Annotated in this window: 24 protein-coding genes; 9 read left to right on the top strand and 15 right to left on the bottom strand. The window is 56.7% G+C overall.

The genetic code is table 11. The features are described 5' to 3' along the window. From ACEQU8_RS10440 to ACEQU8_RS10395, 10 genes are all read right to left on the bottom strand, one after another. Nucleotides 1–1,082: RNA polymerase sigma factor region1.1 domain-containing protein (locus tag ACEQU8_RS10440; protein WP_370263410.1), on the bottom strand; the 1,082-nt coding region annotated here is incomplete at its 3' end. Nucleotides 1,083–1,408: 326 nt separating this feature from the next. Then, complete coding sequence (gene dnaG, locus ACEQU8_RS10435) at nt 1,409–3,286, bottom strand: DNA primase (RefSeq protein ID WP_370263409.1); 1,878 nt, start codon at nt 3,284–3,286, stop codon at nt 1,409–1,411. A 126-nt stretch (nt 3,287–3,412) separates the two neighbouring features. Beyond that, nucleotides 3,413–3,862 carry a GatB/YqeY domain-containing protein gene (locus ACEQU8_RS10430; RefSeq protein WP_370263407.1) on the bottom strand — a complete coding sequence of 150 codons (450 nt, stop codon included), beginning with the start codon at nt 3,860–3,862 and terminating at the stop codon, nt 3,413–3,415. 24 nt (nt 3,863–3,886) lie between these two features. Then, a complete protein-coding gene (rpsU, locus tag ACEQU8_RS10425) occupies nt 3,887–4,099 on the bottom strand; it encodes a 30S ribosomal protein S21 (protein WP_370263406.1) in 213 nt (70 codons plus the stop codon). 181 nt (nt 4,100–4,280) lie between these two features. Further along, nucleotides 4,281–5,513, bottom strand: a complete 1,233-nt coding sequence (locus ACEQU8_RS10420) for an NAD(P)/FAD-dependent oxidoreductase (protein WP_370263405.1) — start codon at nt 5,511–5,513, stop codon at nt 4,281–4,283. Beyond that, a complete protein-coding gene (gene ybiB / locus ACEQU8_RS10415; RefSeq protein ID WP_370263404.1) occupies nt 5,500–6,468 on the bottom strand; it encodes a DNA-binding protein YbiB in 969 nt (322 codons plus the stop codon). Before ybiB ends, ACEQU8_RS10420 begins: the two co-directional genes overlap by 14 nt. Before the next feature lie 18 nt (nt 6,469–6,486). After that, entirely contained in the window at nt 6,487–9,378 is a 2,892-nt protein-coding gene (locus tag ACEQU8_RS10410) for a molybdopterin-dependent oxidoreductase (protein ID WP_370263402.1), read from the bottom strand. Beyond that, nucleotides 9,379–9,750, bottom strand: a complete 372-nt coding sequence (gene nirD, locus ACEQU8_RS10405; protein ID WP_370263401.1) for a nitrite reductase small subunit NirD — start codon at nt 9,748–9,750, stop codon at nt 9,379–9,381. Next, complete coding sequence (nirB, locus tag ACEQU8_RS10400) at nt 9,750–12,206, bottom strand: nitrite reductase large subunit NirB (RefSeq protein WP_370263400.1); 2,457 nt, start codon at nt 12,204–12,206, stop codon at nt 9,750–9,752. The genes nirD and nirB overlap by 1 nt, the downstream gene beginning before the upstream one ends. Nucleotides 12,207–12,477: 271 nt before the next feature. After that, nucleotides 12,478–14,367 (bottom strand): alpha/beta hydrolase, encoded by a 1,890-nt coding sequence (locus ACEQU8_RS10395; RefSeq protein ID WP_370263398.1) that lies wholly within the window; start codon nt 14,365–14,367, stop codon nt 12,478–12,480. Between the two features lie 174 nt (nt 14,368–14,541). Here ACEQU8_RS10395 and tsaD point away from each other — a divergent pair, with 174 nt between their 5' ends. From tsaD to glcF, 6 genes are all read left to right on the top strand, one after another. Beyond that, nucleotides 14,542–15,609, top strand: a complete 1,068-nt coding sequence (gene tsaD, locus ACEQU8_RS10390) for a tRNA (adenosine(37)-N6)-threonylcarbamoyltransferase complex transferase subunit TsaD (protein WP_370263418.1) — start codon at nt 14,542–14,544, stop codon at nt 15,607–15,609. 123 nt (nt 15,610–15,732) lie between these two features. After that, nucleotides 15,733–16,209: a Cache 3/Cache 2 fusion domain-containing protein gene (locus ACEQU8_RS10385; RefSeq protein ID WP_370263397.1), complete on the top strand. Its 477-nt coding sequence runs from the start codon at nt 15,733–15,735 to the stop codon at nt 16,207–16,209. 36 nt (nt 16,210–16,245) lie between these two features. After that, a complete protein-coding gene (locus ACEQU8_RS10380; protein ID WP_370263395.1) occupies nt 16,246–17,844 on the top strand; it encodes a methyl-accepting chemotaxis protein in 1,599 nt (532 codons plus the stop codon). 106 nt (nt 17,845–17,950) lie between these two features. After that, nucleotides 17,951–19,441, top strand: a complete 1,491-nt coding sequence (locus tag ACEQU8_RS10375; protein WP_370263394.1) for an FAD-linked oxidase C-terminal domain-containing protein — start codon at nt 17,951–17,953, stop codon at nt 19,439–19,441. A 13-nt stretch (nt 19,442–19,454) separates the two neighbouring features. Continuing rightward, complete coding sequence (glcE, locus tag ACEQU8_RS10370; RefSeq protein WP_370263393.1) at nt 19,455–20,543, top strand: glycolate oxidase subunit GlcE; 1,089 nt, start codon at nt 19,455–19,457, stop codon at nt 20,541–20,543. A 10-nt stretch (nt 20,544–20,553) separates the two neighbouring features. Beyond that, nucleotides 20,554–21,804 carry a glycolate oxidase subunit GlcF gene (gene glcF / locus ACEQU8_RS10365; protein ID WP_370263391.1) on the top strand — a complete coding sequence of 417 codons (1,251 nt, stop codon included), beginning with the start codon at nt 20,554–20,556 and terminating at the stop codon, nt 21,802–21,804. Between the two features lie 23 nt (nt 21,805–21,827). Here the strand turns inward: glcF and ACEQU8_RS10360 are convergent, their stop codons facing one another. The 3 genes from ACEQU8_RS10360 to ACEQU8_RS10350 form a co-directional block, all read right to left on the bottom strand. Further along, nucleotides 21,828–22,073, bottom strand: coding sequence for a hypothetical protein (locus ACEQU8_RS10360; RefSeq protein ID WP_370263390.1), 246 nt, complete (start codon nt 22,071–22,073; stop codon nt 21,828–21,830). Nucleotides 22,074–22,110: 37 nt separating this feature from the next. Further along, nucleotides 22,111–22,248 (bottom strand): hypothetical protein, encoded by a 138-nt coding sequence (locus ACEQU8_RS10355; protein ID WP_370263389.1) that lies wholly within the window; start codon nt 22,246–22,248, stop codon nt 22,111–22,113. 152 nt (nt 22,249–22,400) lie between these two features. Beyond that, nucleotides 22,401–22,988 (bottom strand): M48 family metalloprotease, encoded by a 588-nt coding sequence (locus tag ACEQU8_RS10350; protein ID WP_370263387.1) that lies wholly within the window; start codon nt 22,986–22,988, stop codon nt 22,401–22,403. Nucleotides 22,989–23,101: 113 nt separating this feature from the next. Between ACEQU8_RS10350 and ACEQU8_RS10345 the strand changes: the two genes are divergently transcribed. Further along, nucleotides 23,102–23,851, top strand: a complete 750-nt coding sequence (locus ACEQU8_RS10345) for a hypothetical protein (RefSeq protein WP_370263386.1) — start codon at nt 23,102–23,104, stop codon at nt 23,849–23,851. 28 nt (nt 23,852–23,879) lie between these two features. Here ACEQU8_RS10345 and pdxH read toward each other — a convergent pair whose 3' ends face one another. Next, nucleotides 23,880–24,512: a pyridoxamine 5'-phosphate oxidase gene (pdxH, locus tag ACEQU8_RS10340; RefSeq protein WP_370263416.1), complete on the bottom strand. Its 633-nt coding sequence runs from the start codon at nt 24,510–24,512 to the stop codon at nt 23,880–23,882. A 67-nt stretch (nt 24,513–24,579) separates the two neighbouring features. Here pdxH and xerD point away from each other — a divergent pair, with 67 nt between their 5' ends. After that, nucleotides 24,580–25,491, top strand: a complete 912-nt coding sequence (gene xerD, locus ACEQU8_RS10335; RefSeq protein ID WP_370263385.1) for a site-specific tyrosine recombinase XerD — start codon at nt 24,580–24,582, stop codon at nt 25,489–25,491. Nucleotides 25,492–25,493: 2 nt separating this feature from the next. Here xerD and ACEQU8_RS10330 read toward each other — a convergent pair whose 3' ends face one another. Then, complete coding sequence (locus tag ACEQU8_RS10330; protein WP_370263384.1) at nt 25,494–25,856, bottom strand: hypothetical protein; 363 nt, start codon at nt 25,854–25,856, stop codon at nt 25,494–25,496. Between the two features lie 196 nt (nt 25,857–26,052). Between ACEQU8_RS10330 and plsY the strand changes: the two genes are divergently transcribed. Further along, nucleotides 26,053–26,658, top strand: a complete 606-nt coding sequence (gene plsY / locus ACEQU8_RS10325) for a glycerol-3-phosphate 1-O-acyltransferase PlsY (RefSeq protein ID WP_370263415.1) — start codon at nt 26,053–26,055, stop codon at nt 26,656–26,658. Nucleotides 26,659–26,746 lie beyond the last annotated feature (88 nt).

Genomic DNA, 26,746 nt, shown 5'->3' with positions numbered 1-26,746 from the left:
GAGGCATCCACAATGCCATCGACCACTTCGTCCACGGCCATGGTGCCTTCGGCAATTTTTTGCCCCAAGCCCACCACATCTTCAACAATGGCTGGGCATGCCGAAATGGCTTGCACCATGTCTTTGAGGCCCGCCTCGATGCGTTTGGCGATCTCAATTTCGCCCTCGCGGGTGAGAAGCTCCACGGTGCCCATTTCGCGCATGTACATGCGAACTGGGTCGGTGGTGCGGCCAAACTCGGAGTCCACGTTGCTCAAAGCTGCCTCGGCTTCTTCCTCAGCGTCTTCAGCCGAGGTACCCACCGGCGCATTGTCGTTCATCAACAAGGCTTCTGCGTCAGGCGCCTGCTCGTACACGGTGATGCCCATGTCGTGGAAGGTGCTCACCATGGCTTCGATCACTTCGCCATCGGTCACATCGTCGGGCAGGTGGTCGTTGATTTCAGCAAAGGTGAGGTAGCCGCGCTCTTTGCCCATCTTGATGAGGGTTTTAAGCTGGGTGCGGCGAATCTCGAGTTCTTCAGCGGTCGCGGTGGAAGACGACAAATAAGCTGAGTTGATGAGCGCTTTGTCTTTGGCTTTGGAGCCACGGCCGCGCTTGGGCACAATCACCAAGTCGGCCTTTTTGGCGTCAGAATCATCGTCCTCGGGCACGTCATCGGAGTCCAGGGAATCGTCGTCGCTCGCAGACAATTCGTCGTCATCGTCGTCTTCGGCGCGTGGCTTGCCAGCTTTGGGTGGGCGACCACGGCCTTTGGCCGCGTCTGCTGCGGGTGCTTCAGCCTGGGCTTTTGGCTTGCGACCCCGCTTTTTGGGTGCCTCGTCCAATGTTTCTACAGGCTCAAGCTCAACAGCAGCAGCCTTGGCCTTTTTAGGCGCCTGGGCCTCTGGCTCAGCTTCTTTGGGTTTGCGGCCACGCTTGGCAGGCTCGGCTTTGACGACGGGCTCTGCTTTGGCGGCCACGGGCTTGCCCTTGGCCGGCTTGGCTGCGGCTTCTGCCTTGGTCGCTGTGGCCTTCACGGCTTTTTCAGGTGCGGCTTTGGCAGCAGGGGCTTGTTTCTTGGTGTCTGTTTTCTTAACCACGGTTGAATCTTTCGTTGCTTTCACTGTTGCCTTAGGAGAAACCTTCTTCCCTGCCATTGACGACGCTCCCTTGCGTTTGGATGCCTGAGTTGGGGATTCCTTCTCTGGCTGTTGGCCCACAGGAATCGGTGTTCGCGAAGTATTTTCGGGCTGCAAACCCTTCTTTTGGGCGGCTGCAGACTTGCTTTTGTGGCCACTGGGGTCGTTCTGTTCCTGCTTTTTTGAAAAAATGTTGCGGATTTTAAACATTTATTTCCCTGACAGCACCCAATGACCGGTCGCAGGCATTCACCCTTGGGGGTGCAAACCTGCACTGTAACCCTTAATTATAACTGATTAACTCGCTTTTGTTTTAAATCTTGGAAGCGCTGCATGCACTCTTGATACCAACGCAACTGTTCGCCCTGTGTGGGCAAGTTGGCTGTTAGCCGTTCAAGCTCGGCCTTGTACCACGCCTCTTGACATTGATACACCGCAGACTTCAACTCGGTTTCAAAATCGAGAGAATCATCTAGGCTTCTTGCTTCTTTCAGGACCTGGTTAACCCACTCTTGGTGAACCTGGTCGTTGAAGGCGTGCTGAAGCCTCGCCTCTAACAAGTTGGGGTCGGAACGCACTTTATCAAGCAAATGAATAAAACTGTGCACCTCGCTGGCCGGGTGCTCTTCTCGCGCATACAAATCCACCAGCGGCAAACACAACTCTGCCAGCCCTGGCGCACGTATCAGGCGAGCCGCCAAGCTGAACAAGGGCGACTTGGCTGAGGGGCGCGGCGCCCAAGCGTTGCGGTAGCCTTCGTCGCGGTTGTCCCATACCCCACCCTTGCCGCCTTTTTTAAACGGCCCCTTGCCCCCTTGCCCCATGCCCTGCCCAGGCCCTTTCTTGCCACCCGGCGCAAAGTATTCACCGCCGCGCTCCCGGCTTTTTAAGCCCAAATGCCGGCTAAGCTCCATGGGGTTACTGCCCAACAAATTGGCCAGGGCTCGCAACAGGGCCGAACGGTAAACCGTGGGCTGCATCAGGCCCATCAATGGCTTCAAAAAGGCAATAGCAGCAGCACTGCCTTCGATCTGCTGCAAGGGGAAGTTGTGCTCAAGGTGGCGCGCCAAAAATTCAGACAAGGAGGCGGCCTGCGCCACCATGGCCTCAAAGCCATCGGGCCCTTCTGTGCGTATGAATGAATCGGGATCGTGCTCGGTGGGCAAAAATATAAAATCGGCCCGCTTGGTCTCGTTGACGTGGGGCAAGCAGGCCTGCAAAGCTCGCCATGCGGCCTTCTGCCCAGCTGCGTCCCCATCAAATGCAAACACCAATCGGTCGGTTTGCTTGAACAACTTTTGAACATGGTCGGGGGTTACCGCCGTGCCCAGCGTGGCCACGGCGTTCTCGAAGCCCCATTGCGCCAACGCCACCACGTCCATGTAGCCCTCGGTGACCAGCGCGTACCCCATTTTGTGAATGGCCTGCCGGGCTTCAAACAGGCCATACACCTCGTGGCCCTTGGAAAAAACAGGAGTTTCGGGGCTGTTGAGATATTTGGGTTTTTCATCCCCCAACACCCGCCCACCAAAACCAATCACCTGACCTTTGGCATTGCGAATGGGGAACATGATGCGCCCCCTGAAAGCATCATAACGGCGGTTGCTGTCGCTTAGCTTGGTCAATCCAGCCAGGTCCAGCCTGGTGTTGGTGGCGTAATTGGGCGCCACCGCCTCCAGGTTTTGATAGTTGTCGGGGGCATAGCCCAAACCATAGCGTGCAGCAATTTGCCCCGTTAAGCCCCGCCCCTTAAGGTAATCAATGGCCACGGGGCTGCTTTTTAGTTGCGCCTTGTACCACTGACCGGCTTGCGCCAGCAGCTCCAGCACTTCCTCGCGCTCACTGCGCACCTCGGCTGGCACATCGGCGCCTTTTTCGTAGGGCACCTCCAGCCCCAAATTGCCAGCCAGTTGCTCCACCGCCTCCGGAAAAGTCAGACCCAAATGCTCCATCACAAACCCCACCGCGTTGCCATGCGCACCACATCCAAAACAGTGATAGAACTGCTTGGAAGGGCTGACAGTAAACGAGGGGGATTTTTCGTTGTGGAAGGGGCAAAGCCCCTGCAAATTGGCACCCGCCGCCTTGAGCTGCACGTAACGACCCACCACATCGGTGATGTCTAAGCGGTAAAGCAGGTCGTCAATGAAGCTTTGTGGGATCATCAAAAAAGAATATCAAACCACAGCACCACCGACGCAGATTGACCAGCAAACTGCTGTTGAAGCATTGGGGGTATTGCACGGATGGAACAACAACACCGGGCAGGCACGTGGCCCGGGACCAAGCACTTACAGAGAGGACAGCACCTGTTTGACCAAGCCAGACACTTTTGACATGTCGGCCCGACCCGCCAGCTTGGCCTTGGCAGCCCCCATGACCTTGCCCATGTCTTGAGGGCCCGTGGCACCAGTGGCTTTGACCAAAGCACGAAGCTCGTCGAGCACTTCTGCTTCAGAGAGCTGCGCAGGCAGGTAGGCTGAAAGAACCGCCGCTTCGGCTTTTTCAGCCAAAGCAGATTCAGCACGGCCACCCTGCTCAAACTGGATGGCCGCTTCGTTGCGTTGCTTGATTTGCTTTTCGATGATCGCGAGAACCGCCGCATCGTCGAGTTCGACACGTTCGTCGACCTCTTTTTGCTTGATCGCCGCTGAGAGCATTCGCAGGGTGGCGAGCTTGGCTTGCTCGCGCGCTTTCATGGCCTGCTTGATGTCTTCAAGAATTTGCGCTTTCAGCGACATAACAAAAAATGTATTGTTGCTTGATCAGTACATCTTCTTGGGCAATTGCTGGCTGCGCAGGCGCTTGTAGTGGCGCTTAACAGCGGCTGCCTTCAGGCGCTTGCGCTCGGCTGTTGGCTTTTCGTAGAACTCACGTGAGCGCAACTCGGTCAGCAGACCTGTTTTTTCGATGGTGCGCTTGAAGCGACGCAGGGCAACTTCAAACGGCTCGTTTTCTTTAACGCGAACGGATGGCATTCAGGCTCCAATCGATAATTCGTTGCTGCCAACTCACTGATTTTTATGGGTTTTTGCCCAAAACGCAGTGCGAAAGCGAAAAGGTTTACCGCCAGAAATCTGGCAAAGACCGAAACTATAGCATGAGTCAGCCAAGATTCTCAAGACATTTCAGCGTGCTTAAACCACCTGCAGAAAGACCTCAAGCCATGGCCCTGCGTATGGCGTGAGCGGCCGCATAGCCACTGGCCCAAGCCCATTGAAAATTGTAGCCACCCAGCCAGCCAGTCACATCGACCACCTCGCCAATAAAATACAGGCCAGGCACCTTGCGAGACTCCATGGTTTTGGGCTGAAGATCGGCTGTGCTAACCCCGCCCCGCATGACCTCGGCCTTTTTGTAGCCCTCGGTGCCAGAGGGCAGCACTTGCCACTGGGCTATGCCCCGGGCCAACGGGGCAATTTGCTTTTTACCCAGCTCGGCCACTTTGCGAGTGGCCAGGGGCTCTGGCAAGTGCATGGCTTGCCAAGTGCTTAGCAGGCGCTTGGGCCAGTGGGGCAACTGCTGGGCCAACCAATTGTCAGCCTGGGCGCGGCTGCCTTGTGCGGCGGCCAATAGCTGTTGCTGATAGGCCTCACAACCACCGGGTTGCCCACTTAAGTTGAGCGTAATCGGATGGCCACTTTGCCAGTAGCTAGACGCCTGCAACACGGCCGGGCCACTTAAGCCGCGGTGGGTAAACAACAGGTCTTCATCAAACCAGGGGGCACTTGCCTCGCTTCCACGGCTGCGCACCGGCAAAGCCACACCCGCCAAAGCGGAAAATGGGGCCCACTGCTCGGCATTGAATGTGAGTGGCACCAGGGCCGGGCGATGGTCCACCAAGGCGTGCCCAAATTGTTTGGCCAATCGCAAACCAAAATCGGTGGCACCAATGGCTGGTACAGGCAATCCGCCCGTGGCCACCACCAACGACCTGGCCTGCATGGGGCCCGCCGTGGTGTCTAGTTGAAACCTCTGCCCGTTGTGCGCCACGTGGTTGACGCTGTGCGGTCTACACCAGTGCACTCGGCCAGCATTGCACTCTTGGGCCAGCATGTTGATGATGTCGTCGCTCTTGTGGTCGCAAAACAATTGCCCTTTGTGCTTTTCGTGAAAGGCAATGCCATGGCGTTTAACCAAGTCGATGAAGTGCTGTGGGGTGTATTGAGCCAGTGCGTGGCGGGCAAAGCGCGGGTTTTCGCCCACAAAATTGTCTTCTGTCACTCGCACGTTTGTGAAATTGCATCGCCCACCGCCGCTGATGCGGATTTTTTCGCCCAGCTTGGGGCTGTGGTCCAACAAGGCCACACGCAAGCCACCCTGCCCGGCCTGGGCGGCGCACATCATGCCAGCGGCACCCGCACCAATGACCACAACGTCAAACGCTTGCATTCACCACGGCCTCAATGGCTTGCACTTGGCGCATGTAACTGGCGGGCATTTGATGGGGCTGTTGCATCCACTGTTCGATCAAGCGGGCTGTGGCCACGGCATCAATGTCTGGTTGGGGATCAGGTTGAGTTTGGAAAATACTTTCGCGCTCAGCGATGTTCCAGGTTTTACCGGCCTTTACGCCGTCCATTCGAGGGGTGCTGTAAGGCCCGGCCACAGGCTCACCTTCGTGGGCGCGCAGCACCAGCGCGGTTTGCCCAATGGCGCAAAGCACGTCGCGTTGAAGATGCCAAAACTCCGGGTGGGTATAGCTGGTCACCAACACAGTGTTTGAAAACACAGCAGGCACGATGAGTTTTACCAAGGTGTGGGTGCAGCTTCGCACACCCAACACCTTGCGGGTTTGTAGCAGCAAATCCAAAGCTGGATTGATGGCCTTGAGAGGCAAATAAATTGGCTGCCCACCGCTGGGCATGCGCAGTTGGGCAAACACCTCGGCGCTGGTGACCCGGCCAGTGGGGTCAGCCTGCAGGCCATGCACCAGAACCGGATAACCGGCTTGGGCAAGCAGGCACGCCAGCAAAGGTGTGAAGTTGGGCTTGCGCCGCGCGCCGTTGTAGCTCGGTATGACCACCACGGGTTTGCCGCTGACCCTGGATTGCGCCTCCAGCGCATGCAGACGTTCTTCAGCCAGCGCGTCGAGGGCATGGTTGGGCCACTCTTGCTCAATCGCATTTAAAAAACCCACCAGTTCGTCGGTGGTCTCGCCTTTGACACGCAGGGCGATCAGTACAGCCCCAAGTTCAAAGTCGCTCACTTCACCACGCAAAATGGCAGCGTACAAGGTGCGCGCCTGCTCAGTGCTCAGGCCGCGCGCGCCCTCTTTGCCCCGGCCTATTTCTTTGATGTAGGGGGCGCAGGCAAATGCAGCAGGCGTGATGGGGGGGTGGGTCATGGCGCAAACTGAAACAAATCAATTTGCGATTGTAACAAGGCTGGTGGCCTGGCCTGTACCCTTCCCAGCCTGTTGTAGTCGAATCATGCTTCGAAGCTCTGGCACACAAGAGCCACACTGCGTGCCGCATTTCAGGCTGTCTTTGAGTTGCTGTAACACCTCGGCCTCGCTGGCCTGAGGCTGGGCTGAGCACGCCTTGCCAATGAGGGCTGCTATCGATTGATCAGACACGCCCACGCAGTTGCACACCATCCGAAGGGCCTTGGCCTGTACGCCCGGGGGCTGCGCGATTGGGGCCAACAGGTGGGCGCGCATGGGTAATACATCCAGCCCTTGATCAAAATGCACTCGCAACCAGGGTTCAGACTGCACATCGCCCAACAGCATGACGGCATTCAAAGTGGCGGTTCGGGCAACGCCCTCGCCTTGTACGCTCAGCCCCACCCGGCGCATGGCACCGGTTTTTGGGTCGGCATAACGAATCACATCGGCGCCTTCGATGGCAAACAGGTCTTGCAGCTTCGCCAACACGTGGGCCGCTGGTGCTTGTGCACTGGCGGCTCGAAACAGCACCCCCGGGGTTTCCCGCCCAATGGGCACACACACGGCGGCATCAAAGTGGGAAAACAAGCCGCGCGCCTGGTGCCACACCGAAAGCCATTGTTGGCTGTGCATAAAAACAACCGCCTGCCAGGGCAAGTCCACCGGGCTAAGCTGGATGGCAGCATGCTTGAGCTCAGGCTGCTTGGAATAGGGGTCGAAGGCCTCGGTGGTCAGCGCATTGGCACCACCCACGCCGGCATTTCCACCAAAAAACTCTGGGCCCCAATGCATGGGCAAGGCAGCCTGGCCGCGGGCCACACCCGCATCGGCCCGCGCACGCAACGTGATGCTGGCTCGGCGAGACCTCACTTTCAACCAGCGCTGCTCGGTGAGCTTTAATCGTTTGAAGTCGTCGGGGTGCAGGGCCAACATGGGCTCGGCCTCGTGCGAGAAAAACTCGGGCAAGGTGCCGGTGCGGCTTGCGCCGTGCCACTGGTCGCGCAGGCGGCCTGTGTTCAATCGCCAGGGGAAACGCGCGTCGGCGTCTTCTGCCACCGGTTCAAAATGCGCAAACACAAACTTGGCCCTGCCGCTGGCGGTGGGGTACACCCCATTTTCGTAAAGTCTTGCGCGCCCCTGGCTTGCACCCTCGGGCATGGGCCACTGTTGCGGGCCCTGTTGCTCCAGCACGGTGTAACTTAGACCCGTGATGTCCAGGTCGCGACCCCGAGTGGTTTCGCGGTGCTCGTTGAAAATGCTCTCGGTGTTGCAATACGCCATGTAAGGCTGTTCTGTAGAGCCGATGCGCGGGCTGGGCACGCCGAGCTTGTGCAATTCGGCCTCAAGCCGCTGTGCAAAATCAACCACAATTTGCCAGTCGTGGCGAGCTTGCCCATATGCGGGTGCCGCAGCGCGTACCCGGCTTATTCGCCGCTCGCTGTTGGTCACCGTGCCTTCTTTTTCGCCCCACGTGGTGGCGGGCAGCAGCACATCGGCATAGGCCACTGTGGCCGGGGTGAGGTAAGCATCTTGCACCACCACCAACTCAGCGTTTTGCAGGGCACGGGCCACTTTGCCCGAATTGGGCAGGGAATGGGCCGGGTTGGTGCAAGCCACCCACACTGCCTTGATGCTGCCTTGCTCAAGGCGATCAAACAACTCTACCGCGGTGGCACCGGGGGTGCTGCTGATTTGCTTGACCCCCCAAAAAGCTGCCATCTCGCGCACATGATCGGGGTTGTTCAATTCGCGATGCGCTGGCAGCAAGGTGGCCAAGCCACCCACTTCGCGCCCCCCCATGGCGTTGGGTTGGCCGGTCAGCGAAAACGGCCCCTCGCCGGGCTTGCCGATTTTTCCGGTGGCCAAATGCAGGGCGATGAGGGCGGTGTTTTTGTCGGTGCCTGTGGTGGCCTGGTTCAACCCCTGGCAATACAGGGAGAGTGTCCTGCTGCTTTGGGCGAACCAGGTGGCGGCCGTCACGATGTCCGCCTCTTTCACGCCACAGACACTGGCAGCCAAGGCTGGCGTGTATTGCACCAAGCCTTCGGCGTATGCGGAAAACCCGTCGGTGTGCTGGGCAATGTAGGGCATGTCAAGCCAGCCGTTTTGCATCATGACATGCAGCATGGCATTGAACAGCATCACATCGGTGCCCGGCAAAATTTGCAGGTGCAAGTCGGCCATGCGCGCAGTGTCGGTGGTGCGCGGGTCCACAACGATCAATTTGTGATTGGGGTTGGTCTCGCGAGCGGCCTCCAGCCTGCGGTAAGCCACCGGATGCGCGTAGGCCATGTTGGAGCCTGCAATCATCACACAGTCGGCCAGGCTGATGTCTTCGTAATTGCAAGGTGGCGCGTCGGCACCCAAGGTGCGTTTGTAACCACTGACGGCACTGCTCATGCACAGGCGGGAATTGGTGTCCACGTTGTTGGTGCCAATCAGGGCTTTGGCCAGCTTGTTGAAGACGTAATAATCTTCGGTCAGCAATTGACCGCTGATGTAAAAGGCCACGCTGTCTGGCCCGTGGTTGGCAATCAGCCTTGCAAACTCTTTGGCTGTAAAGTCGAGCGCAGTGCCCCAATCGGTGGGCTGGGGTGTTTGCTCGCGCTGGCTGCGCAGCATGGGCTGGGCCGCACGCACCTGGCCGTATACATTGGCCTGCGCCGTGTGTGCCAGCTTGCTGCCTTTGCTGCACAGCTTGCCATGATTGGCGGGGTGGTCTGGGTCCCCTTTGACTTCGATGATGCGCACCACCGGCTTGCCCTGCTCCACCTCGGTTTGAGTGCTCACCAACACACCACACCCCACACCACAGTATGGGCAGGTTGTTTTGGTCACAGCGTGGGCAGGTGTGGGGGTGTTCATCATTTACACGCCGAGGGATTTCACTTCGCTTGCATTCAAACGCACTCGCCCATCGACAACCTGCACCGCAAATTTGGCGGTGCAGCCCTCGTCGGGCTCGCGAGCGCACCCATCATTCAATCCAATGTGCCAATTGTGCAAAGGGCAGGTGACTGTGGTGCCATGCACAATACCCTGGCTTAAGGGGCCCTTTTTGTGAGGGCATTCATCAAGCAGCGCAAACACCTGTTCTTCGGCATTTCTGAACAAGGCAATGTCTTGCCCCACGGGCCTGCGCACAATGCGGGAGCCCAACACAGGGATGTCTTCCACCGCGCAAATGTCGATCCATTCCATGGCAATTTCCTTTTTTTCGATCAGTTCTGAAGCCGACATTAGACCACCTCCGCCAAACGGATCGGGGTGAACTGGCGCAAATCCACTTGCGCCTGTTCGGGCTTGTGCCATGGGTCTTCTTCAATGGCCAGCGCAGCCTGCAACTCGGACCACAGGGCATTGCGATTGTCCACATCATCCACAACGCGAGCCTTCACATGTTCCAGACCAACACGCTCCAAATAATGCACGGTACGCTCCAGGTACCAGCCCTCTTTGCGGTACAACTGCAAAAACGCACCACTGACCGCCATCACCTCATCAGATGTTTTCACCCGGCACAAAAATTGGGCCACTTCGGTTTTAATGCCACCGTTGCCACCGACGTAAATTTCCCAGCCCGAGTCCACCCCAATCACGCCCACGTCTTTAATGCCGCTTTCTGCGCAATTGCGCGGGCAACCCGACACAGCCAGCTTCACTTTGTGCGGGGCATACATTTTGAACAGCCCTCGCTCCAGGTCTTTGCCCATCTGGGTGCTGTCTTGTGTGCCGAAGCGACACCATTGGCTGCCCACGCAGGTTTTAACCGTGCGCAGGCCTTTGGCGTAGGCATGGCCGCTGGGCATGTCGAGGTCTTTCCAAACGTTTTGCAGGTCCTCTTTTTTAACGCCAAGCAAGTCGATGCGCTGCCCACCAGTCACCTTCACCGTGGGGATGTTGTACTTCTCGACCACGTCGGCAATGCGGCGAAGTTCGGCTGCTGTTGTCTCCCCGCCCCACATGCGTGGCACCACGGAATAGGTTTTGTCTTTTTGAATGTTGGCATGCGCGCGCTCGTTGATGAAGCGGCTTTGCGGATCGTCTTTGGCTTCACCGGGCCAAGAACTGATGAGGTAATAGTTCACCGCGGGTCGGCAACTTGAACAGCCGTTGGGGGTGCGCCAGTTCATGGTCGAGAACACTTCCTCTTTGGTGGTGAGGTGGTGTTTAAAAATGGCATCGCGCACGGCCTGATGACCATGGTCGGTGCAACCGCACATGGGTTTGGTTTTGGGCGTTGCTGAATAATCGGCCCCTGCGGTGCTCATCAAGATTTGCTCGCACAGGCCCGTGCATGAGCCACACGACGCACTGGCCTTGGTGTGCTTGCGCACCTCTTCGATGGTAAACAGGCCTTTGGTTTTGATGGCCTGCACAATGGTGCCTTTGCACACGCCGTTGCAACCGCACACTTCATCGCTGTCGGCCATGCGGCTGGCCTGGCTTTGGCCCTCGTGCCCGGTGTCGCCAATGTTGTTTTGCCCAAACATCAACTTGTCGCGAATTTCTTTGATGGGTTTGGCTTCGCGCATTAACTTGAAATACCAAGAACCATCGGCGGTATCACCATAGAGGCAGGCGCCCACCAGTTTGTCCTCTTTGATGACCAGTTTTTTGTACACGCCACCGATTGGGTCAGAAAGCAGCAGTTCTTCAAAGCCGTCACCGCCCATGAAATTGCCGGCCGAAAACAAATCCACACCGGTTACTTTCAGTTTGGTGGAGGTCACCGACCCCTCATACCGGCCAATGCCAAATTGAGCCAAATGGTTGGCGCACACCTTGGCTTGCTCAAACAAAGGGGCCACCAAACCATAGGCCACACCACGGTGGCTGGCGCACTCACCGACTGCATATACCCGCGGATCGGTCACGGTTTGCAGGGTGTCGCTGACCACCACGCCCCGGTTGCAGTGCAGGCCACTGCTTGCTGCCAGCTTGTCGTTGGGGCGAATACCAACGGCCATCACCACCAAATCAGCGGGTCGGCGCTCGCCGTCGGCAAACTCAATTTCGGCCACACGACCATCGACACCAGCGTGAAGGGCCTTGGTGTTTTTGGCCAACAAAAATTTAAGACCTTTGGCTTCCAGGCTCTTTTGCAACAGGCCCGCGGCAGTGGGGTCAAGCTGGCGCTCCATCAACCAGGTGGGCAAGTGCACCACGCTCACGTCCATGCCTTGAATGGCCAGGCCATTGGCGGCCTCCAAACCCAAAAGGCCTCCGCCGATTACCACGGCTTTGCGATAGTGCTTGGCCGCTTCCAGCATGGCTTCGGTGTCCGCAATGTCGCGGTAGCCAATCACCCCGGGCAAATCGGCGCCTGGCACCGGCAATATAAAAGAGTTGGAGCCCGTGGCCAGCAGCAAGCGGTCGTAAGCGGCTGTGGTGCCGTCAGCGCATTTCACAACCCGCTTCACGCGATCAATTTCGGTGACTGTGCGGCCCACGTGCAATGTGATGTTGTTGCTGGTGTACCAGTCCCAGTCGTTCAACACGATTTCTTCGAATTTTTGCTCACCCGCCAGCACGGGGGAGAGCATAATCCGGTTGTAATTGGGATGCGGTTCTGCGCCAAACACGGTGATTTCATACAGTTCTGGCGCGAGCTTCAACAGCTCTTCCACCACTCGAATACCGGCCATGCCATTGCCGATTACCACCAGCTTTTGTTTTTTGACGGACATCAACATACGTTCAATCCCAATTTCCAAAAAAAAACGGTGCCCTGCTGCATGCAGCGGGACACCGTTGTCCAACTCCGTCAGTTGCAAGCAACCTTGGAGACCTGTCAATCCACCTGCAGGTCGCCGCCGTTGACGACCCACGACCTTAACTGTGCAAGGGGCGTGCCAGGGAAAATTGGGGGTATTTGCACCACAAGGAGGCCAAACCTGGCCCCCTTGCGGCGATTAGAAGCCCATATGGGCGTGGGCGGGCACTGTTGTAGTGCAACGCACCAAATTACGACCGGCACATGCCAGTGGGGTCTGCCACGCGGGCAGGCAAAGCCACGCTGGCGCTCACATTCACGGGTGCGGGCAACCGGTTAAAACTGGTGATGAACACCGGGCTGTAGCCCTGCAGGGTCAGGGTGATGGCATCCCCCTCCATCAACTGGGCAGAAATACCCGCCAAATCAAGGTTGTGCTCGCCATAGCCTTTCACCGGCGTAATCTGTTCATGCAACACCGACTGGCTGCCATCGGCACGTGTGATCCCCAGGCCAACATAAACAATCGGCGCTTCGGGCGAAGCTGGCCCCACGGGATCCACTTTGACCCTGGCTTTGGGGGTGCCCACATAGCAACCGGGCTGGTTGGCATTGTTGAGCGCCACATAGATGGGGCGAGCCAACTGGGAGGCATCGGTGTAAGTCAGGCCCGAAGGAATGCCAGTCACGCCGGTATTCACCATGGTGGGGGCAGTGAAATCAGAAGGGGCAGCCTGGGTGTTCAGGCGTGGACGTGACGATCCACTGGCCTTGATTTCAATGGCGGTGGGGTCTGCGCGGCCATCTTCCAGCACTGCAGTGATCTCAGGCAAAGGCAAAGGATCAAAACCCAGGTAGTTGGCCGACTTGGCTTGCGAATTGCCGATCAGGTTTTGCACCAGGAACTGGAACATCAGGTTTTTCAGCGGCATCACACAACGACCGGTGGCAGCATCAAACACACTGGCCGGGCAGGTTTGAGCCGTGCTCTTTAGCCAAACCAAGCTCTCATTGAAGGCGTATTTGGCTGGCGTGCCAGCCAAGCTGTCGGCTGGGCTTTCTTGGATGCCCAACGCATCCAAGCTATGACCAAACTTTACAAACAGCAGCTTGGCATTTTTGTTCACCTGGCGATAACACTCAAAGTTTTGAAGGCCTTCATTCAGGTTGAACAGCACATCGCGAGCGCCCTGAATGAAGAATGCAGGCACATCATTTTTAAGGGTCATGCCGTTGGGCAGGTTGGCCGACAGGTCGCAATACGAAATCGAGCCTTGCGAACCCAAGCGGGTCACAATGTCATCAGACACTTGCCCAGTGGTGTTGGCTTCAGCCAAACCTTGGAACAGAAATGGATCGAATCGGCCTCGGTTGCTGTTCAACCCCGCCGCCACCAAGGCATTCAGGTAGGTGGTTTTGGGCACGGTGGCCGGCGCAAGGCTGTAGCGCAGGTCGTACCAAGTGCCGTTGGGCACCATGGCGTCAATGCGCTCATCCAAACCGGTGCCAATCAACTGGAATGCACCGCCATAGCTGCGACCGATGGTGCCCACCACGGGGTTGGGCTGACCAGCCTTGTTGCGGTAGCCCAAGTTGGGCAAATTGGCCTCGGCCCAATCCAGAATGGTTTGAAAATCTTTGCCCTCGAATTCGGGGTCTAGAATGGTCACGCGGCCACCGGTGTCGCCATGACCACGCTGGTCATACGAAATCACATACCATCCAGCACGGCCAGCCACAGGGTTTTTCTGGTTGTAGGCCACCTGCAGGGTGTCAATGCCAATTTCGGAACCCTGCGTGGCTTCATCAAAATCAAGCGATCGGGTGCGGCTGCCCCCAAAGCCGTGGGAATGCAGCAGCAGTGGCGCAGGCTCCGCAGCATCGAGTTCTGGGAAATACACCGTCAGTGCCAGCGGGGTGCCATCAAAAGCTGAAATGGTCACCTGCTCAACACGCGCGGTGTGGCCTGCCGCCGTGGCCGAATTTTTAACCTTCATGGGTGCAAGGGTTTCTGAGGGAGTGACCGTGCCACCGCCCCCACCGCCCACGGGCGCCCGCTGCTCCAGGCTGCTTTCAGACAGACAGCCCTGCAAGCTCAGGCCCAACACCAACAAACCAACCCAACGCGAACCCGTGAACATGAAAAGTCTCCAAAATGTAATCTTTGTAAGTACTTATACAGTTGGAATCGGCATTTCAGATTCGAGCCATTGGCGGTTGCCTGGGTTAAAATATTGAATTGCCTGTCAATAATTGTGACTTTGATGCCCGCTTCAGTGCCCAATTCCCCCCCACAACCCGCCAAGCACAAACCGCTGATGGTGCTGGGCATTGAAAGTTCTTGCGACGAAACCGGCGTGGCCATTTGCACCACCGAGGGTCAAATTCTAGGGCAGGCTTTGCACTCACAAATCGCCATGCACAAAGATTACGGCGGTGTGGTGCCCGAACTGGCCTCGCGCGACCACATTCGCCGACTCATCCCCCTGCTTGAGCAAGTGCAACAACAAAGTGGGGTGAACTTAAACCAATTGCATGCGGTGGCAGTCACCACCGGCCCAGGCTTACCTGGGGCGCTGATGGCTGGCAGCGCCTTTGCCTACAGCCTCGCCATGGGTCTTGGCCTGCCCGTGCTGCCCATACACCACCTGGAAGGGCACTTGTTGTCGCCTTTGCTGAGCCAAAATCCGCCGAGCTTCCCGTTTACCGCATTGTTGGTCAGCGGGGGGCACAGCCAGTTGATGGGCGTGCACGGCCTTGGGAATTACCAAGTACTGGGCGAAACCCTGGACGACGCTGCTGGCGAGGCCTTCGACAAGACCGCCAAAATGATCGGTCTGCCCTACCCAGGCGGGCCAGCGCTCGCCAAATTGGCCGAGCAGGGCGATGCACAGCGATTCAAACTGCCGCGCCCCATGCTGCACAGCGGCGATTTCATGTTCAGTTTTTCTGGCCTGAAAACCGCGGTGCTGACCACAGCCATGAAACTGGCCGGTGTTACACAGCCAGCCGAGCACATGGCCATCGCCGAGCAAGACAAGGCCGACCTGGCAGCCAGCTTCCAGGCGGCGATTGTGGACGTGTTGGTTAAAAAATCGATGGCTGCCTGCAAACAAATGGGCCACAAGCGGCTGGTGGTGGCAGGTGGGGTGGGAGCCAACCGCATGCTGCGCAAGCAATTACACGAGTCTGCCCACAAAACAGGGGTGGAAGTGTTTTTCCCGGAGCTTAACCTGTGCACAGACAACGGCGCCATGATTGCCTTTGCTGGGGCCATGCACCTGCGCGCCAACCCCACTTTGTTGAATCAAAAAAACTACGCCATGCAAACCCGCCCCAGGTGCGCTCTGGTCCCTCCAAATGAAGCAACCCCCTTGGTTTGATTCAAAAAATTAAAACGTAAAACGACGGCTGTTTAAACAATTTGACATCACCCGATCTCAGTAGCATCTGAACTATTCAAGCAGTTCATGTTGTTCTGTTCGAACATTTCTCAGGAGATCCAAGTGAGTCGATTTTTATCAAAATTCCTTTTGTCGTTCGCCGCCGCCGCATGCATCGTTAGCCCAGCCATGGCCGATGAGAAGGTCACCAAAGCCATGAGTGCGCTCAAACAAGAACTGGCTGCCCAGGGCAAGCCTCGCCTTGAGGGAGATCAATTGTTTTTTGGCAGCTCTAAAATCAATGGCGACTTTACGATTGTTGACAAAATCACGGCCAAGCACGGTGGAACAGCCACCCTGTTTGTGAAAGAAGGCAACAACTACATCCGCAGAAGCACCAATGTGATGAAAGCTGGGCAGCGGGCTGTGGGTACTCCGCTGGATCCTTCTGGACCCGCCAAAGCAGCCATTGACAGCGGCAAGCCATTTTATGGTCCGGTGGATATTCTTGGAAAAATTTACCAAACCGGTTACGAGCCCATTGTGAATGAGAGCGGCGCCACGATTGGCATTTATTACGTTGGTTATTCTCTGGAATAAACAGCGAAAAAATATCCAAAAGATTCAGGGGTCATCATGAGTATCGTCAAACGGATTTATGCCGGGTTTGGATTTATTTTGCTGTCTTTAATTGCTTGCCAGGTGCTGGTGGGCAGTTTGATGGGCAAACTCAACGAATCATTCACCGTCTTGGTGGATTCAAAGTTCGAAATCCAATCACAGGCCGCCTTGGCACAAGTGGAATTTCTAAAAGCCGAGCGTCCAATCAAAGACTTGATGTACGCAAATGACCCCATTCTGCAAAAAGCCGTTGCAGACAATTTGGACACCGCGATTGCAGCCATTCAAAAAAGCGGCCAGATCAGCAAAGCCCTCGACTCCCAGGAAATCACCGATCTGCTGAGCAGCCTGGCCACCGGGCTTTCGGAATACAAAACCAACTTCCAGGCCATGATGCAAGCCGAAATTGGCCCGCAACGCATGTTGGCCACGGTGGTGGTCAGAAAGTCAGCCCGTGCCGCAGAGGAACAGCTTGTCAAAGTGCTTGAACTCATCGAAGCGAGCGTTAACCAATCCAAACTGAGTGCAGAAAACCTCCAGACCACAGCCATTCAAACCTTCACCATCGTGGCGCTGATCGCCGTTGTTGCAGGGATCATCATTGCATGGCTCATTGGCCGTTCTATTTCCAGGCCGGTGAACAAACTGCAATCGGTGATTCGTCAAGTGCAAGAAACATCCAACTTGAGCCTTCGAGTCAACCTGAACGAGAAACACGAGATCGCAACAATCGCTTCCTCGTTCGACTCTTTAATGAGCAGTTTCAGTGAAACCGTGAAGGGCATTCGCGCATCGGCCGAGCAAATCGGGTCTACTGTGTCAGAGGTTCGTTCCTCCGGGCTCCAAATTTCGCAGAGCACTCAAAAACAAGAATCCATCACCGATTCTTTGAACACCATTGCGAGCGATGCCAACGACAAACTGGAATCCTCCTGCAGCTACCTCAATAGCGCACAAGAGGTGTCAGTGAATACGCGCACCCAGTTGCTCAACTCCATGCGCTCCATGCGCGAGACCGCATCGTCGGTCAACAGCGTGGTTGAAATTGTGAGCAAAAACGGCGAGCGCATTGGCACCTTGAACGAGAGTTCCACCATGATTGGCGGAATCATCAACACCATCAAACAAATTGCGGACCAAACCAATTTGCTGGCCTTAAACGCCGCCATTGAGGCTGCGCGAGCGGGCGAACAAGGGCGTGGTTTTGCTGTGGTGGCCGACGAAGTCCGCAAACTGGCCGAAGACACGGCAAACGCTGCCAACCAGATTTCCAAGCTCATTTTGGACATCCAGAATCAAATCCAGGAATCGGTGGCCATGATGTCGGATGCCAATGCAAAATCGGATGATTCTTTGCAAAAGGTGGCTGGCTCTGAGCAAGACATGGCCTTGTTGCACGCAGAATCAGACAAAATGAACCAGACCTTTGAGTCGTTCGGATTATTGCTGAAAGAGCAACAAGCCAGCATGGCAAGGTTTTTCAGCGGCATCGGGGAGATTGTGGACGCAGCCTCTGTGAACTCCTCCATTGCCCAAAAAGCCAGTGAAGTGGCCAACAGGCTGGATGACCGCGCCAACCAACTTCAAAACGCTGTGTCACGATTTGTGGTGTAAGCGAGTCAACAGATCGTTAAAAGACTTGTATTGATTCGGGCAAGCACCAATTATATTTAAAGGGCTGAACGGGGTACCATCTACAGGCTTAGACGAGGTACCCCCAATGAACGCGCCCATTGAAGAATTTGCCGCAGATGCGGCCAAGCGCCAGGCTGTGATTGACGGCCTGCTTGACATTCTGCCCCAGCACGCCGTGCTTCACGAAGTGGAAGACACCCGCCCCTACGAATGCGACGGGCTGAGTTTATTCCGCCAATTGCCCATGGCCGTGGCCCTGCCCGAGACCGAAACCCAGGTCATCGAGATTCTTAAGCTGGCCCACCGCCTGAATGTGCCGGTGGTGGCGCGCGGTGCGGGCACCGGCTTGTCTGGAGGGGCACAACCCCACAAACACGGCATCGTGCTAGGCATGGCCAAATTCAACAAGATACTGAGCGTGGATGTGATGTCCCGCAGCGCTGTGGTGCAACCCGGTGTACGCAACCTGGCCATTTCTGAAGCCGTGGCCCAGCACGGCCTGTACTACGCTCCCGACCCCTCTAGCCAGATCGCCTGCACCATTGGCGGCAATGTGGCAGAGAACAGCGGTGGTGTGCACTGCCTGAAGTACGGCTTGACCGTGCACAATGTGTTGAAAGTGCGCGGCATCACCATTGAAGGCGAAGTGGTGGAATTCGGCTCTGAAGCGCCAGACGCTCCAGGTCTGGAGCTGATCAACCTCGTGATTGGCTCGGAAGGCATGTTGGCAGTGGTCACGGAAGTCACAGTGAAGCTGGTTCCCAAACCCGCCTTGGCGCAAGTGATCATGGCCAGCTTTGACGACGTCACCAATGCTGGCAACGCTGTGGCCGCAGTAATTGCTGCGGGCATCATTCCCGCTGGCCTTGAGATGATGGACAAACGCGCCAGCCAAATGGTGGAGCCCTTTGTAAAGGCGGGTTACGACACCGAAGCGGAGGCCATTTTGCTGCTTGAAAGCGATGGCACACCCGAGGAAGTGGCCGAAGAAATTGAAGCCATGACCCGAGTGCTCAATGGCTGCGGAGCCACCGCCATCAAAGTGTCGCAAAGCGAAGCCGAGCGGCTGAAGTTTTGGGCGGGACGAAAAAACGCATTTCCGGCAGCCGGACGAATTTCGCCCGACTACTACTGCATGGACGGCACCATTCCCCGCCGCAGCCTGGCTCGGGTGCTCAACGCCATCACCGAGATGGAAAAAAAATACGACATGCGCTGCGCCAACGTGTTTCATGCCGGTGACGGCAATTTGCACCCCCTGATTTTGTTTGATGCAAACAAGCCCGAAGAAATTAAACGGGCCGAAGACTTTGGCGCCGAAATTCTGGAATTGTGTGTGGAAGTGGGCGGCACAGTCACGGGTGAACACGGCGTGGGTATCGAGAAAATCAATCAAATGTGCGTGCAGTTCTCGCGCGCTGAGTTGGATGCGTTTTTTGCTGTCAAGAAGGCGTTTGATGAGCCCGGCCTGCTCAACCCGGGCAAAGTGGTGCCTACCCTGCACCGTTGCGCCGAGTATGGTCGCATGCATGTGCATCACGGCAAAATGCCTTTTGCCGATCTGCCCCGTTTTTAAGTGAACCAACACCATGCCTGATTTTCTGGACGAACTGTGCGTACGCGTTGAAAAAGCGGCGCGCACGCAAACCAAGCTGCGCCCGGTGGGCGGCGGCACCAAAAATTTTTACGGCGGCCCACTCGAAGGTGAAGAGGTAGACCTGCGCCCATGGCAGGGGATTGTGGAATATGAGCCCACCGAGCTGGTCATGACCATCAAGGCAGGCACCCCTCTGCACACCGTAGAAGCTGCGCTTGCCGCTGAAAAGCAAGAACTCGCCTTTGAGCCGCCGCGCCTGGGTGGGCCCAACCACCAACACAGCACCATTGGCGGTGTGGTGGCAAGCGGTTTGGCCGGCCCGGCCCGCTTGGCCAAAGGTGGCGTTAAAGACTACGTGCTGGGTTGCACCCTACTCGATGGCAGGGCTCAGCTGCTTCACTTTGGCGGCGTGGTGATGAAAAACGTGGCGGGTTACGATGTGTCCCGCGTGATTCCCAGCAGCATGGGCACCTTGGGCATTGCAGTGGAATTGTCTATCAAGGTTATGCCCGTGGCTCCCGCCGAAGCCACATTGGTGTTTGAGTTGCCGGTGAACGAGGCCATCAGGCAGAGCAACACGTGGCTATCTAAGCCACTGCCCATCAATGCCACTTTCTGGGAGCAAGGTAGACTCACTGTGCGCTTGCGCGGAGCCAGCGCAGCCATTCAAACCGCCATCAAAACCATGGGCGGGCAAGAGCTTCCACAGGCCCAGGCACAAGCCTTTTGGGCCAGCGTGCGTGACCAGCAACACAGCTTTTTTACTCAAGCGGGTGACCTTTGGCGGCTGGCCTTGCCACCCACCACCGCAGACCTGGCCATGCATGGTCAAAGTGTTCACGAGTGGGGCAGTGGTCTGCGTTGGTTCAGGCCCGAGCCAGGCATGCAAGCCAGCGACATTCGCGCCGTGATTGGTCGGGCAAAAGGCCACGCGACCCTTTACAAAACAGACAACACCGAGGCCAGGCAGCACGCCTTCCACATGCCCGACGCCGTCATGACCAAGCTGCAGCGCAAACTGAAAGCGCAGTTCGACCCAGCAGGCATTTTCAGCATCAATCGTTTGGCCCCCATTCTTTAAGCGCATCGCCATGGACACCCAACTCGCCGACTGGATCAAAGACACCCCCGAAGGACAAACTGCAGATGCCATTTTGCGCAAGTGTGTGCATTGTGGATTTTGCACCGCCACCTGCCCCACCTACCAAATTTTGGGTGACGAGCTGGACAGCCCACGCGGCCGCATTTACCTCATCAAGCAAGTGCTTGAAGGCAAACAGGTCACCCGCAAAACGCAACAACACCTGGACCGCTGCCTCACCTGCCGCAACTGCGAGAGCACCTGCCCCTCGGGCGTGAAATACGGCCAACTGATCGACATTGGTCGCAAAGTGGTGGACGAGCGGGTAGAACGCCCCACTGGCGAAAAACTGATGCGCAACGGCCTGAAATCCCTGATGACCAACCGGCCCATGTTTACGGCGGGCATGGCTGTGGGCAAAGCGGTGCGTAGTTTGCTGCCGCAAAGCATTCAAAAAAAGGTGCCCGCCAAACGCCCCACCCTGCCGTTTGCACAGGGCACGCATGCACGCAAGGTTATTTTGCTCAAAGGGTGTGTGCAACCCGCCATGATGCCGTCCATTGACAGCGCCACCTCTGTGATTTTGGATGCATTGGGCGTTCAAAGCGTGGTGGTGGCCGAGTCTGGCTGCTGTGGTGCCGTGAAATTTCACCTGAATGATCACGATGGGGGCCTGGCCCAAATGAAAGCCAACATCGATGCTTGGCTGCCCCTGATTGAAAACGGTGAAGCCGAAGCGCTGGTGATGAACGCCTCAGGCTGCGGCGTGATGGTGCGTGAATACCACCACCACTTTGCCCATGACCCCGAATATGCTGAAAAGGCACGCAAAATCAGCGAACACACCCTGGACATCGGCGAGTTTATTACCCGCCAAAGCGACGAGGGTTTGCAACGCCTGGCCACGCAAGTGAAGGCTGCCATTGCACAGCAACGAATACCCGCACGCATTGCGTTCCACCCCCCCTGCACTCTGCAACACGGCCAGCAACTCAAGGGCGTGGTCGAGGGCGTGCTTACCAAATTGGGCTTTGAACTCACCCCCGTGACCGACTCACATTTGTGCTGTGGTTCCGCAGGCACCTACTCGGTATTGCAGCCCGAGCTTTCGGGCGAACTTAAAAAACGCAAACTGGCCAATTTGATGGCAGGCCAACCCCAAGCCATTGCCTCCGCCAACATTGGATGCCTTGGGCACCTGGAAAGCGATGCCACAGTGGATGTGCGCCACTGGGTGGAATGGGTGGCACAAGCGGTTTAAACGGAACTGGGGGGTTGCTGCAGCTACTTAGGTGTCCAAACATTGAACACCTGAGGTTTTGCAATGCCAAGCTCCCAACAAGTTTTTAACACATCGCCCAGCCTGCTTTCTTTTTCGGACGACGACGCCAGTTCAGCCAGGTTTTCGTCCCGCAGCTCCATCGGCGTGCCCAGCAGCTTGCCCGAGTCCACTTGTACCACACCATGCACACCCAGGTCGCCGGCGTGCTCAGAGCACTTGGGCCACGATGTGCCAGGCAATCTTGCCAAGCAACTCCTTAGGTCAATAGGCCTCAGCGAATCCGCTTCAGCCAAAGCCCAAGTTTTTGCGTTGTGCAAAACCATCGAAAGAAGTGCTCCCGCAGTCAGTCCACAACACCGCCAAGCGCTGGGCCATGTCTTGGTAAGTAACGATGTGCAGCACGATGGTCGTCTGCCTGACCATCTGCGAAAACACTGCATTTGGGCTGTCTTGGAGCACATGAGCAATAACAGCGACGCATCTCGGACCACACACAAACTGCTCGAAAGCTACGTCAAAAAAGGGGAAGTAGAATGGGTGTATCGACTGGCCAGCCAGGTGGGTCTAAAAAAAGCCTAACGCGCGCAAATCACCTGCCGACGGGCATAGTAGCCCGGGTGTGAGGGCACAATCGGCATCATCATGTCTGCGCCATCAATGCTCTTCAATACCTCGGTGGTGCAAGCCTTCACACCCACAGTGCTCAACCATTTTCGAGCCGCCTCGTCTGCATCCAATTCAAACTGGCGATTCATGGCATGCAGTTTTTCCATGCTGCCCGGTTCGCGTTCCAGCGCATCAAACGCCATTTCGGGCGTGGGCAAGCCAGCCAGCTCCATGGCCTTCATGCCCAGCTTTTTTTGGTGTGCATGGTAAACATGGGCGTATTCGTGGGCAATCACAAACAACAAACCGTCGCTGCTCAAGCCCGCCAAGAAGTCGGGGTCGATGGTCAGCAACGGCCCCTCGGGCCGCTCGGCCACGTAGGCGCGGCTCCATGTTTTTGAAAGGCTGACTTGCAATTGGATGTTGGGGATCGCAGATCGCAACAATGCGATGGCGGCCGGAATATCGCTTGCAGAGGCTGCCGTGGCAAAACGACTCAAACCCATGAGCGTGGCAGCAAGCAGAACACAACACGCAAACTTCACACCACTTTGCATCAACCACCTCGTTCCACTGCCTGCACCACAATCAAAGTTTAAAACAAGGGGGAACAAACAAGCAATTGAAGTTACACAGCATACCTATGACTGCTGATGCAACACCATTTTGAATGACACCACACAACATCAACCCACCGCCAAGCTGCGCAATCTGCAATCAAAGTGTTCTACCCAACGAACCAGACCTCATCGCACAACACCCGGCACAAAGCCGCAGCCTAGTTGCGCATGCAAGCTGCCTGGGGCAACAGTTATATCGGCAAATGGCCAGCATCATGCCAGCGCCATTTCATCTTTACTCAGACCACTTGTTCAACAGTGCCGCAGCACAGGCAGATACAATTTCCCCCTATTTGCGACTGGGCTTTTTAACCGAGCAAATCGAACAAGGGCACACTCACGAACGCGCCACAAAACATTTGGCGACAAGCGCCATGAACACCGATTTGGCACTGCAAACAAACAACCCGTGGCTCAAGGTAAACACGCTTAAAGCGCTCAGCCTTGAATTGCCCGCCAGCACTGCGCCTGTGAATGCAGCCATATTTCGGCGCATGGCGCTTCACTTAGAAAACGCTGAGGCTGCGGGGCTTGGCAATTGTGTCGGTATATTTGAACACCCCAACCATGAGGCGGGGTTTTTTGCCAGCAAAACCATGCTGGCCATGCTGGCCTTAAGAAACGCCCCGAAAGAGGCCGAGAGTTGGCAACTGATGGCCCGCATGTTACCCGATGACAACCCGGTGGCAGGCCTTCAACACATTTGGGGAAAACAGGGCGCCAAACACGGCTTGCCCTCTGTGATCAGCAAACATTACTGCAACATGCGCGCACAGCAACTAAATACCAAAGGGGCCTAGCGGCCTGGGCCAAGTCCCCAAGCAAACTTTAAGGTGCCAGACGCTTGCGCACCCATTGCCCACCCTGAAGAATAAATGCCAAGCGATCGTGCAAACGTGAGGGCCGACCCTGCCAAAACTCGAATGCAGTGGGCACCACGCGGTAGCCCCCCCAGAACGGAGGTCGAGCCGGCGCCTCTCCCAATTCAGATTTCACCTTGCACAAGCGCTCTTCCAGCACTTGCCGGGATGCAATTTCTGCGCTCTGCGGCGAAGCCCATGCTCCATGGCGGCTGCCCAAAGGCCTGGAAAAGTAATACGCATCCGACTCTTCTGCGCTAAGTTTTTCCACAGTGCCCTCAATGCGCACCTGGCGCTCAAGCTCGGTCCAGTGAAACAAAAGTGCCGCGTATGGGTTATGCGCCAACTCTTGGCCTTTGCGGCTATCGTAATTGGTAAAAAAGCTGAAGCCGCGCTCATCCACACCTTTGATTAGAACGATTCTGGCCGAAGGGCGTCCGTCGGCTGTGACAGTGGCCAGCGTCATCGCATTGGGTTCGGGCAATTGTGCATCCAGCGCCTGCTGAAACCACAACTTAAAAAACTCAAACGGATCTTTGGGGGCGTGGGCCTCATCGAGGCTGGCTTGGGTGTAATCCTTTCGGATATCGGCGATGGACATGGCCATGGTCACTCCTGTACTGCTGAAGGTATGATCACGTATTGTCCCATGTCAGCCCACCTTCTGCATGCCAAACGATTCTGAACTGATCGACGAGTTTTGCACCGCCTTGTGGCTGGAAGAAGGCCTAAGCAAGGCCACTCTGCAGGCCTACCGCACTGATCTGTTTCAACTCGCCGCCTGGTTGACCCAGCACTTAAAGCTTGGTGTGGCCCACGCCAGCGCAGAGCATTTGCAAAACCATGTGCATGACCTGGTGGACCTAAAAACCACCAGCCTGAACCGCAAACTGAGCAGCTACAAACGGTTTTTTAGATGGCTACAAGCCAACCAGCGACGAGGCGACAACCCCACGGAACAACTCAGTGGTGTGCGTCAAGGTTTAAGAATTCCGAAATCCATTGCAGAAGACCAAGTGATCGCACTGCTTGAGGCGCCCGACCTGAACACTTCGGCGGGCATACGAGACCGCGCCATGCTGGAACTGATGTACGCCAGCGGTTTGCGCGTGTCTGAACTGGTGAGCATGCCGCTACGCGCCGTGGACCTGCAAGCAGGCGCCGTGAAGGTCACGGGTAAGGGCAACAAAGAGCGCCTTGTGCCCATGGGCGAGCCAGCACGCCAAGCCATTGCGCTTTACCAGCAACAGGCCCGCGCAGATCTTCTTAAAGGACAACAAAACGAGCATCTGTTCGTCACCCACTTTGGCAAACCCATGACTCGCCAGGCCTTTTGGAAAAACATCAAACGATATGCCTTGAAGGTGGGCATACATACCCACATCAGCCCCCACGTGTTGCGGCACGCTTTTGCAACACACCTGTTAAACCACGGCGCAGACCTGCGGGTGGTGCAGCTGTTGCTAGGGCATGCCAACATTGTGACCACGCAGATCTACACCCACGTGGCCAAAGAGCATTTGCGCGATGTGCTCACCCAAGCCCACCCGCTGGGGCGGGCTCGCCGAGCTGATCGCTAACCTTATTCCTCGCGGCGGAGAACATCAAACCAGTGAATGGGCGCAGCGGGGGAGACGGGCATGCCTTGCGGATTATCACGGGATGCACGGGCCGCCCGGGCAAATTCAGTGGCCAGGTTCCTGGCCACAGGGTTGGTTGGTGTACGTTGCTCCAATGGCAAAGCGCCAGTAACGTGCGCCTCTAGAGCACCCACCAGGGCGGGTGGCGAGGCTGTGTTTGCATTAAACGGCAGTTGTGTGGCCAACAGCCTGGCCGCCCGAGCCGGCGCGGGCGGGGCCACAGGTGTTGTAACTGGCTGGGCATGCGCAGGGGTCATGGGGCTTGAAGAGCCGGTTGAGCTGGCGGGGGAAGATGGGCTGTTCATGCTTGCAAAGCCTCGCAAGTTGTAAAGCTTTGGGTGGCATTCACCATCATATGGTTCCACACTCTTGAGCGCGAAGAGTGGCCAAAGTAGGCCAGCAAGCGTTGTGCATTCACACTGCACAGCCACAAGCCTGCCCAGCTTTGCGGCACAATAGGCGCAAAGTCAACCGAACAACAACCTGGAGACCAACACCGTGATTGAATTCATTGCAGCGCTGATTGTGGCCTACCTCATCGGATCCATTTCTTTTGCTGTGGTGGTGTCCAAGTTTTCTGGCCTGGCAGACCCCCGCACCTACGGGTCCAAGAACCCAGGCGCCACCAATGTGCTTCGCAGTGGCAACAAAAAAGCAGCCATTTTTACCCTGCTGGGCGATGCACTGAAGGGCACGGTGGCTGTGTGCCTTGCGGTGTATTACCAAGAGGCCTTGGACCTTTCCAGAAATGACATCGCCTGGGTGGGCCTCGCTGCCTTTGTTGGCCACCTCTACCCCATCTTTTTTAAATTCGAGGGCGGCAAGGGTGTGGCCACGGCCTTGGGTGTGCTTCTCGGCCTGAACTGGATTTTGGGCCTGGCCACCGCTGTCACCTGGATTGTCATTGCCTATTTTTTCCGGTATTCGTCGCTCGCCGCGCTGGTGGCCAGCGTATTTGCCGTGTTTTACAACTTTCTGCTCTTTGGTGCCAATGGGCAGGCCGCGGCCATCCTCATCATGTCAGCATTGCTGATTTACCGCCACAAACAAAACATCGCGAATCTGATTGCCGGCAAAGAAGGAAAGATCGGTCAAAAATCCAAGTGACCGGAGCCGGGGCGGGCACCAAGCTCATTTGATGTGAACTTTGGCCACAACACTCACCACGCAATGGGTAACCTTCTTGGAGAGTGTG

It is taken from the genome of Limnobacter sp. (assembly GCF_964228395.1).
In the GTDB taxonomy this organism is placed as follows: Bacteria; Pseudomonadota; Gammaproteobacteria; order Burkholderiales; family Burkholderiaceae_B; genus Limnobacter.
Note: the sequence above shows the minus strand (reverse complement) of the source record. Positions and strands in the feature narration are given on the sequence as shown.

Coding starts and splice junctions, on each gene's coding strand:
- dnaG (WP_370263409.1), bottom strand. CDS start 3,286: ATGATCCCACAAAGCTTCATTGACGACCTGCTTTACCGCTTAGACATC.
- ACEQU8_RS10430 (WP_370263407.1), bottom strand. CDS start 3,862: ATGTCGCTGAAAGCGCAAATTCTTGAAGACATCAAGCAGGCCATGAAA.
- rpsU (WP_370263406.1), bottom strand. CDS start 4,099: ATGCCATCCGTTCGCGTTAAAGAAAACGAGCCGTTTGAAGTTGCCCTG.
- ACEQU8_RS10420 (WP_370263405.1), bottom strand. CDS start 5,513: ATGCAAGCGTTTGACGTTGTGGTCATTGGTGCGGGTGCCGCTGGCATG.
- ybiB (WP_370263404.1), bottom strand. CDS start 6,468: ATGACCCACCCCCCCATCACGCCTGCTGCATTTGCCTGCGCCCCCTAC.
- ACEQU8_RS10410 (WP_370263402.1), bottom strand. CDS start 9,378: ATGATGAACACCCCCACACCTGCCCACGCTGTGACCAAAACAACCTGC.
- nirD (WP_370263401.1), bottom strand. CDS start 9,750: ATGTCGGCTTCAGAACTGATCGAAAAAAAGGAAATTGCCATGGAATGG.
- nirB (WP_370263400.1), bottom strand. CDS start 12,206: ATGTTGATGTCCGTCAAAAAACAAAAGCTGGTGGTAATCGGCAATGGC.
- ACEQU8_RS10395 (WP_370263398.1), bottom strand. CDS start 14,367: ATGTTCACGGGTTCGCGTTGGGTTGGTTTGTTGGTGTTGGGCCTGAGC.
- ACEQU8_RS10380 (WP_370263395.1), top strand. CDS start 16,246: ATGAGTATCGTCAAACGGATTTATGCCGGGTTTGGATTTATTTTGCTG.
- ACEQU8_RS10375 (WP_370263394.1), top strand. CDS start 17,951: ATGAACGCGCCCATTGAAGAATTTGCCGCAGATGCGGCCAAGCGCCAG.
- glcE (WP_370263393.1), top strand. CDS start 19,455: ATGCCTGATTTTCTGGACGAACTGTGCGTACGCGTTGAAAAAGCGGCG.
- glcF (WP_370263391.1), top strand. CDS start 20,554: ATGGACACCCAACTCGCCGACTGGATCAAAGACACCCCCGAAGGACAA.
- ACEQU8_RS10355 (WP_370263389.1), bottom strand. CDS start 22,248: ATGGTCAGGCAGACGACCATCGTGCTGCACATCGTTACTTACCAAGAC.
- ACEQU8_RS10350 (WP_370263387.1), bottom strand. CDS start 22,988: ATGCAAAGTGGTGTGAAGTTTGCGTGTTGTGTTCTGCTTGCTGCCACG.
- ACEQU8_RS10345 (WP_370263386.1), top strand. CDS start 23,102: ATGACACCACACAACATCAACCCACCGCCAAGCTGCGCAATCTGCAAT.
- pdxH (WP_370263416.1), bottom strand. CDS start 24,512: ATGTCCATCGCCGATATCCGAAAGGATTACACCCAAGCCAGCCTCGAT.
- xerD (WP_370263385.1), top strand. CDS start 24,580: ATGCCAAACGATTCTGAACTGATCGACGAGTTTTGCACCGCCTTGTGG.
- ACEQU8_RS10330 (WP_370263384.1), bottom strand. CDS start 25,856: ATGAACAGCCCATCTTCCCCCGCCAGCTCAACCGGCTCTTCAAGCCCC.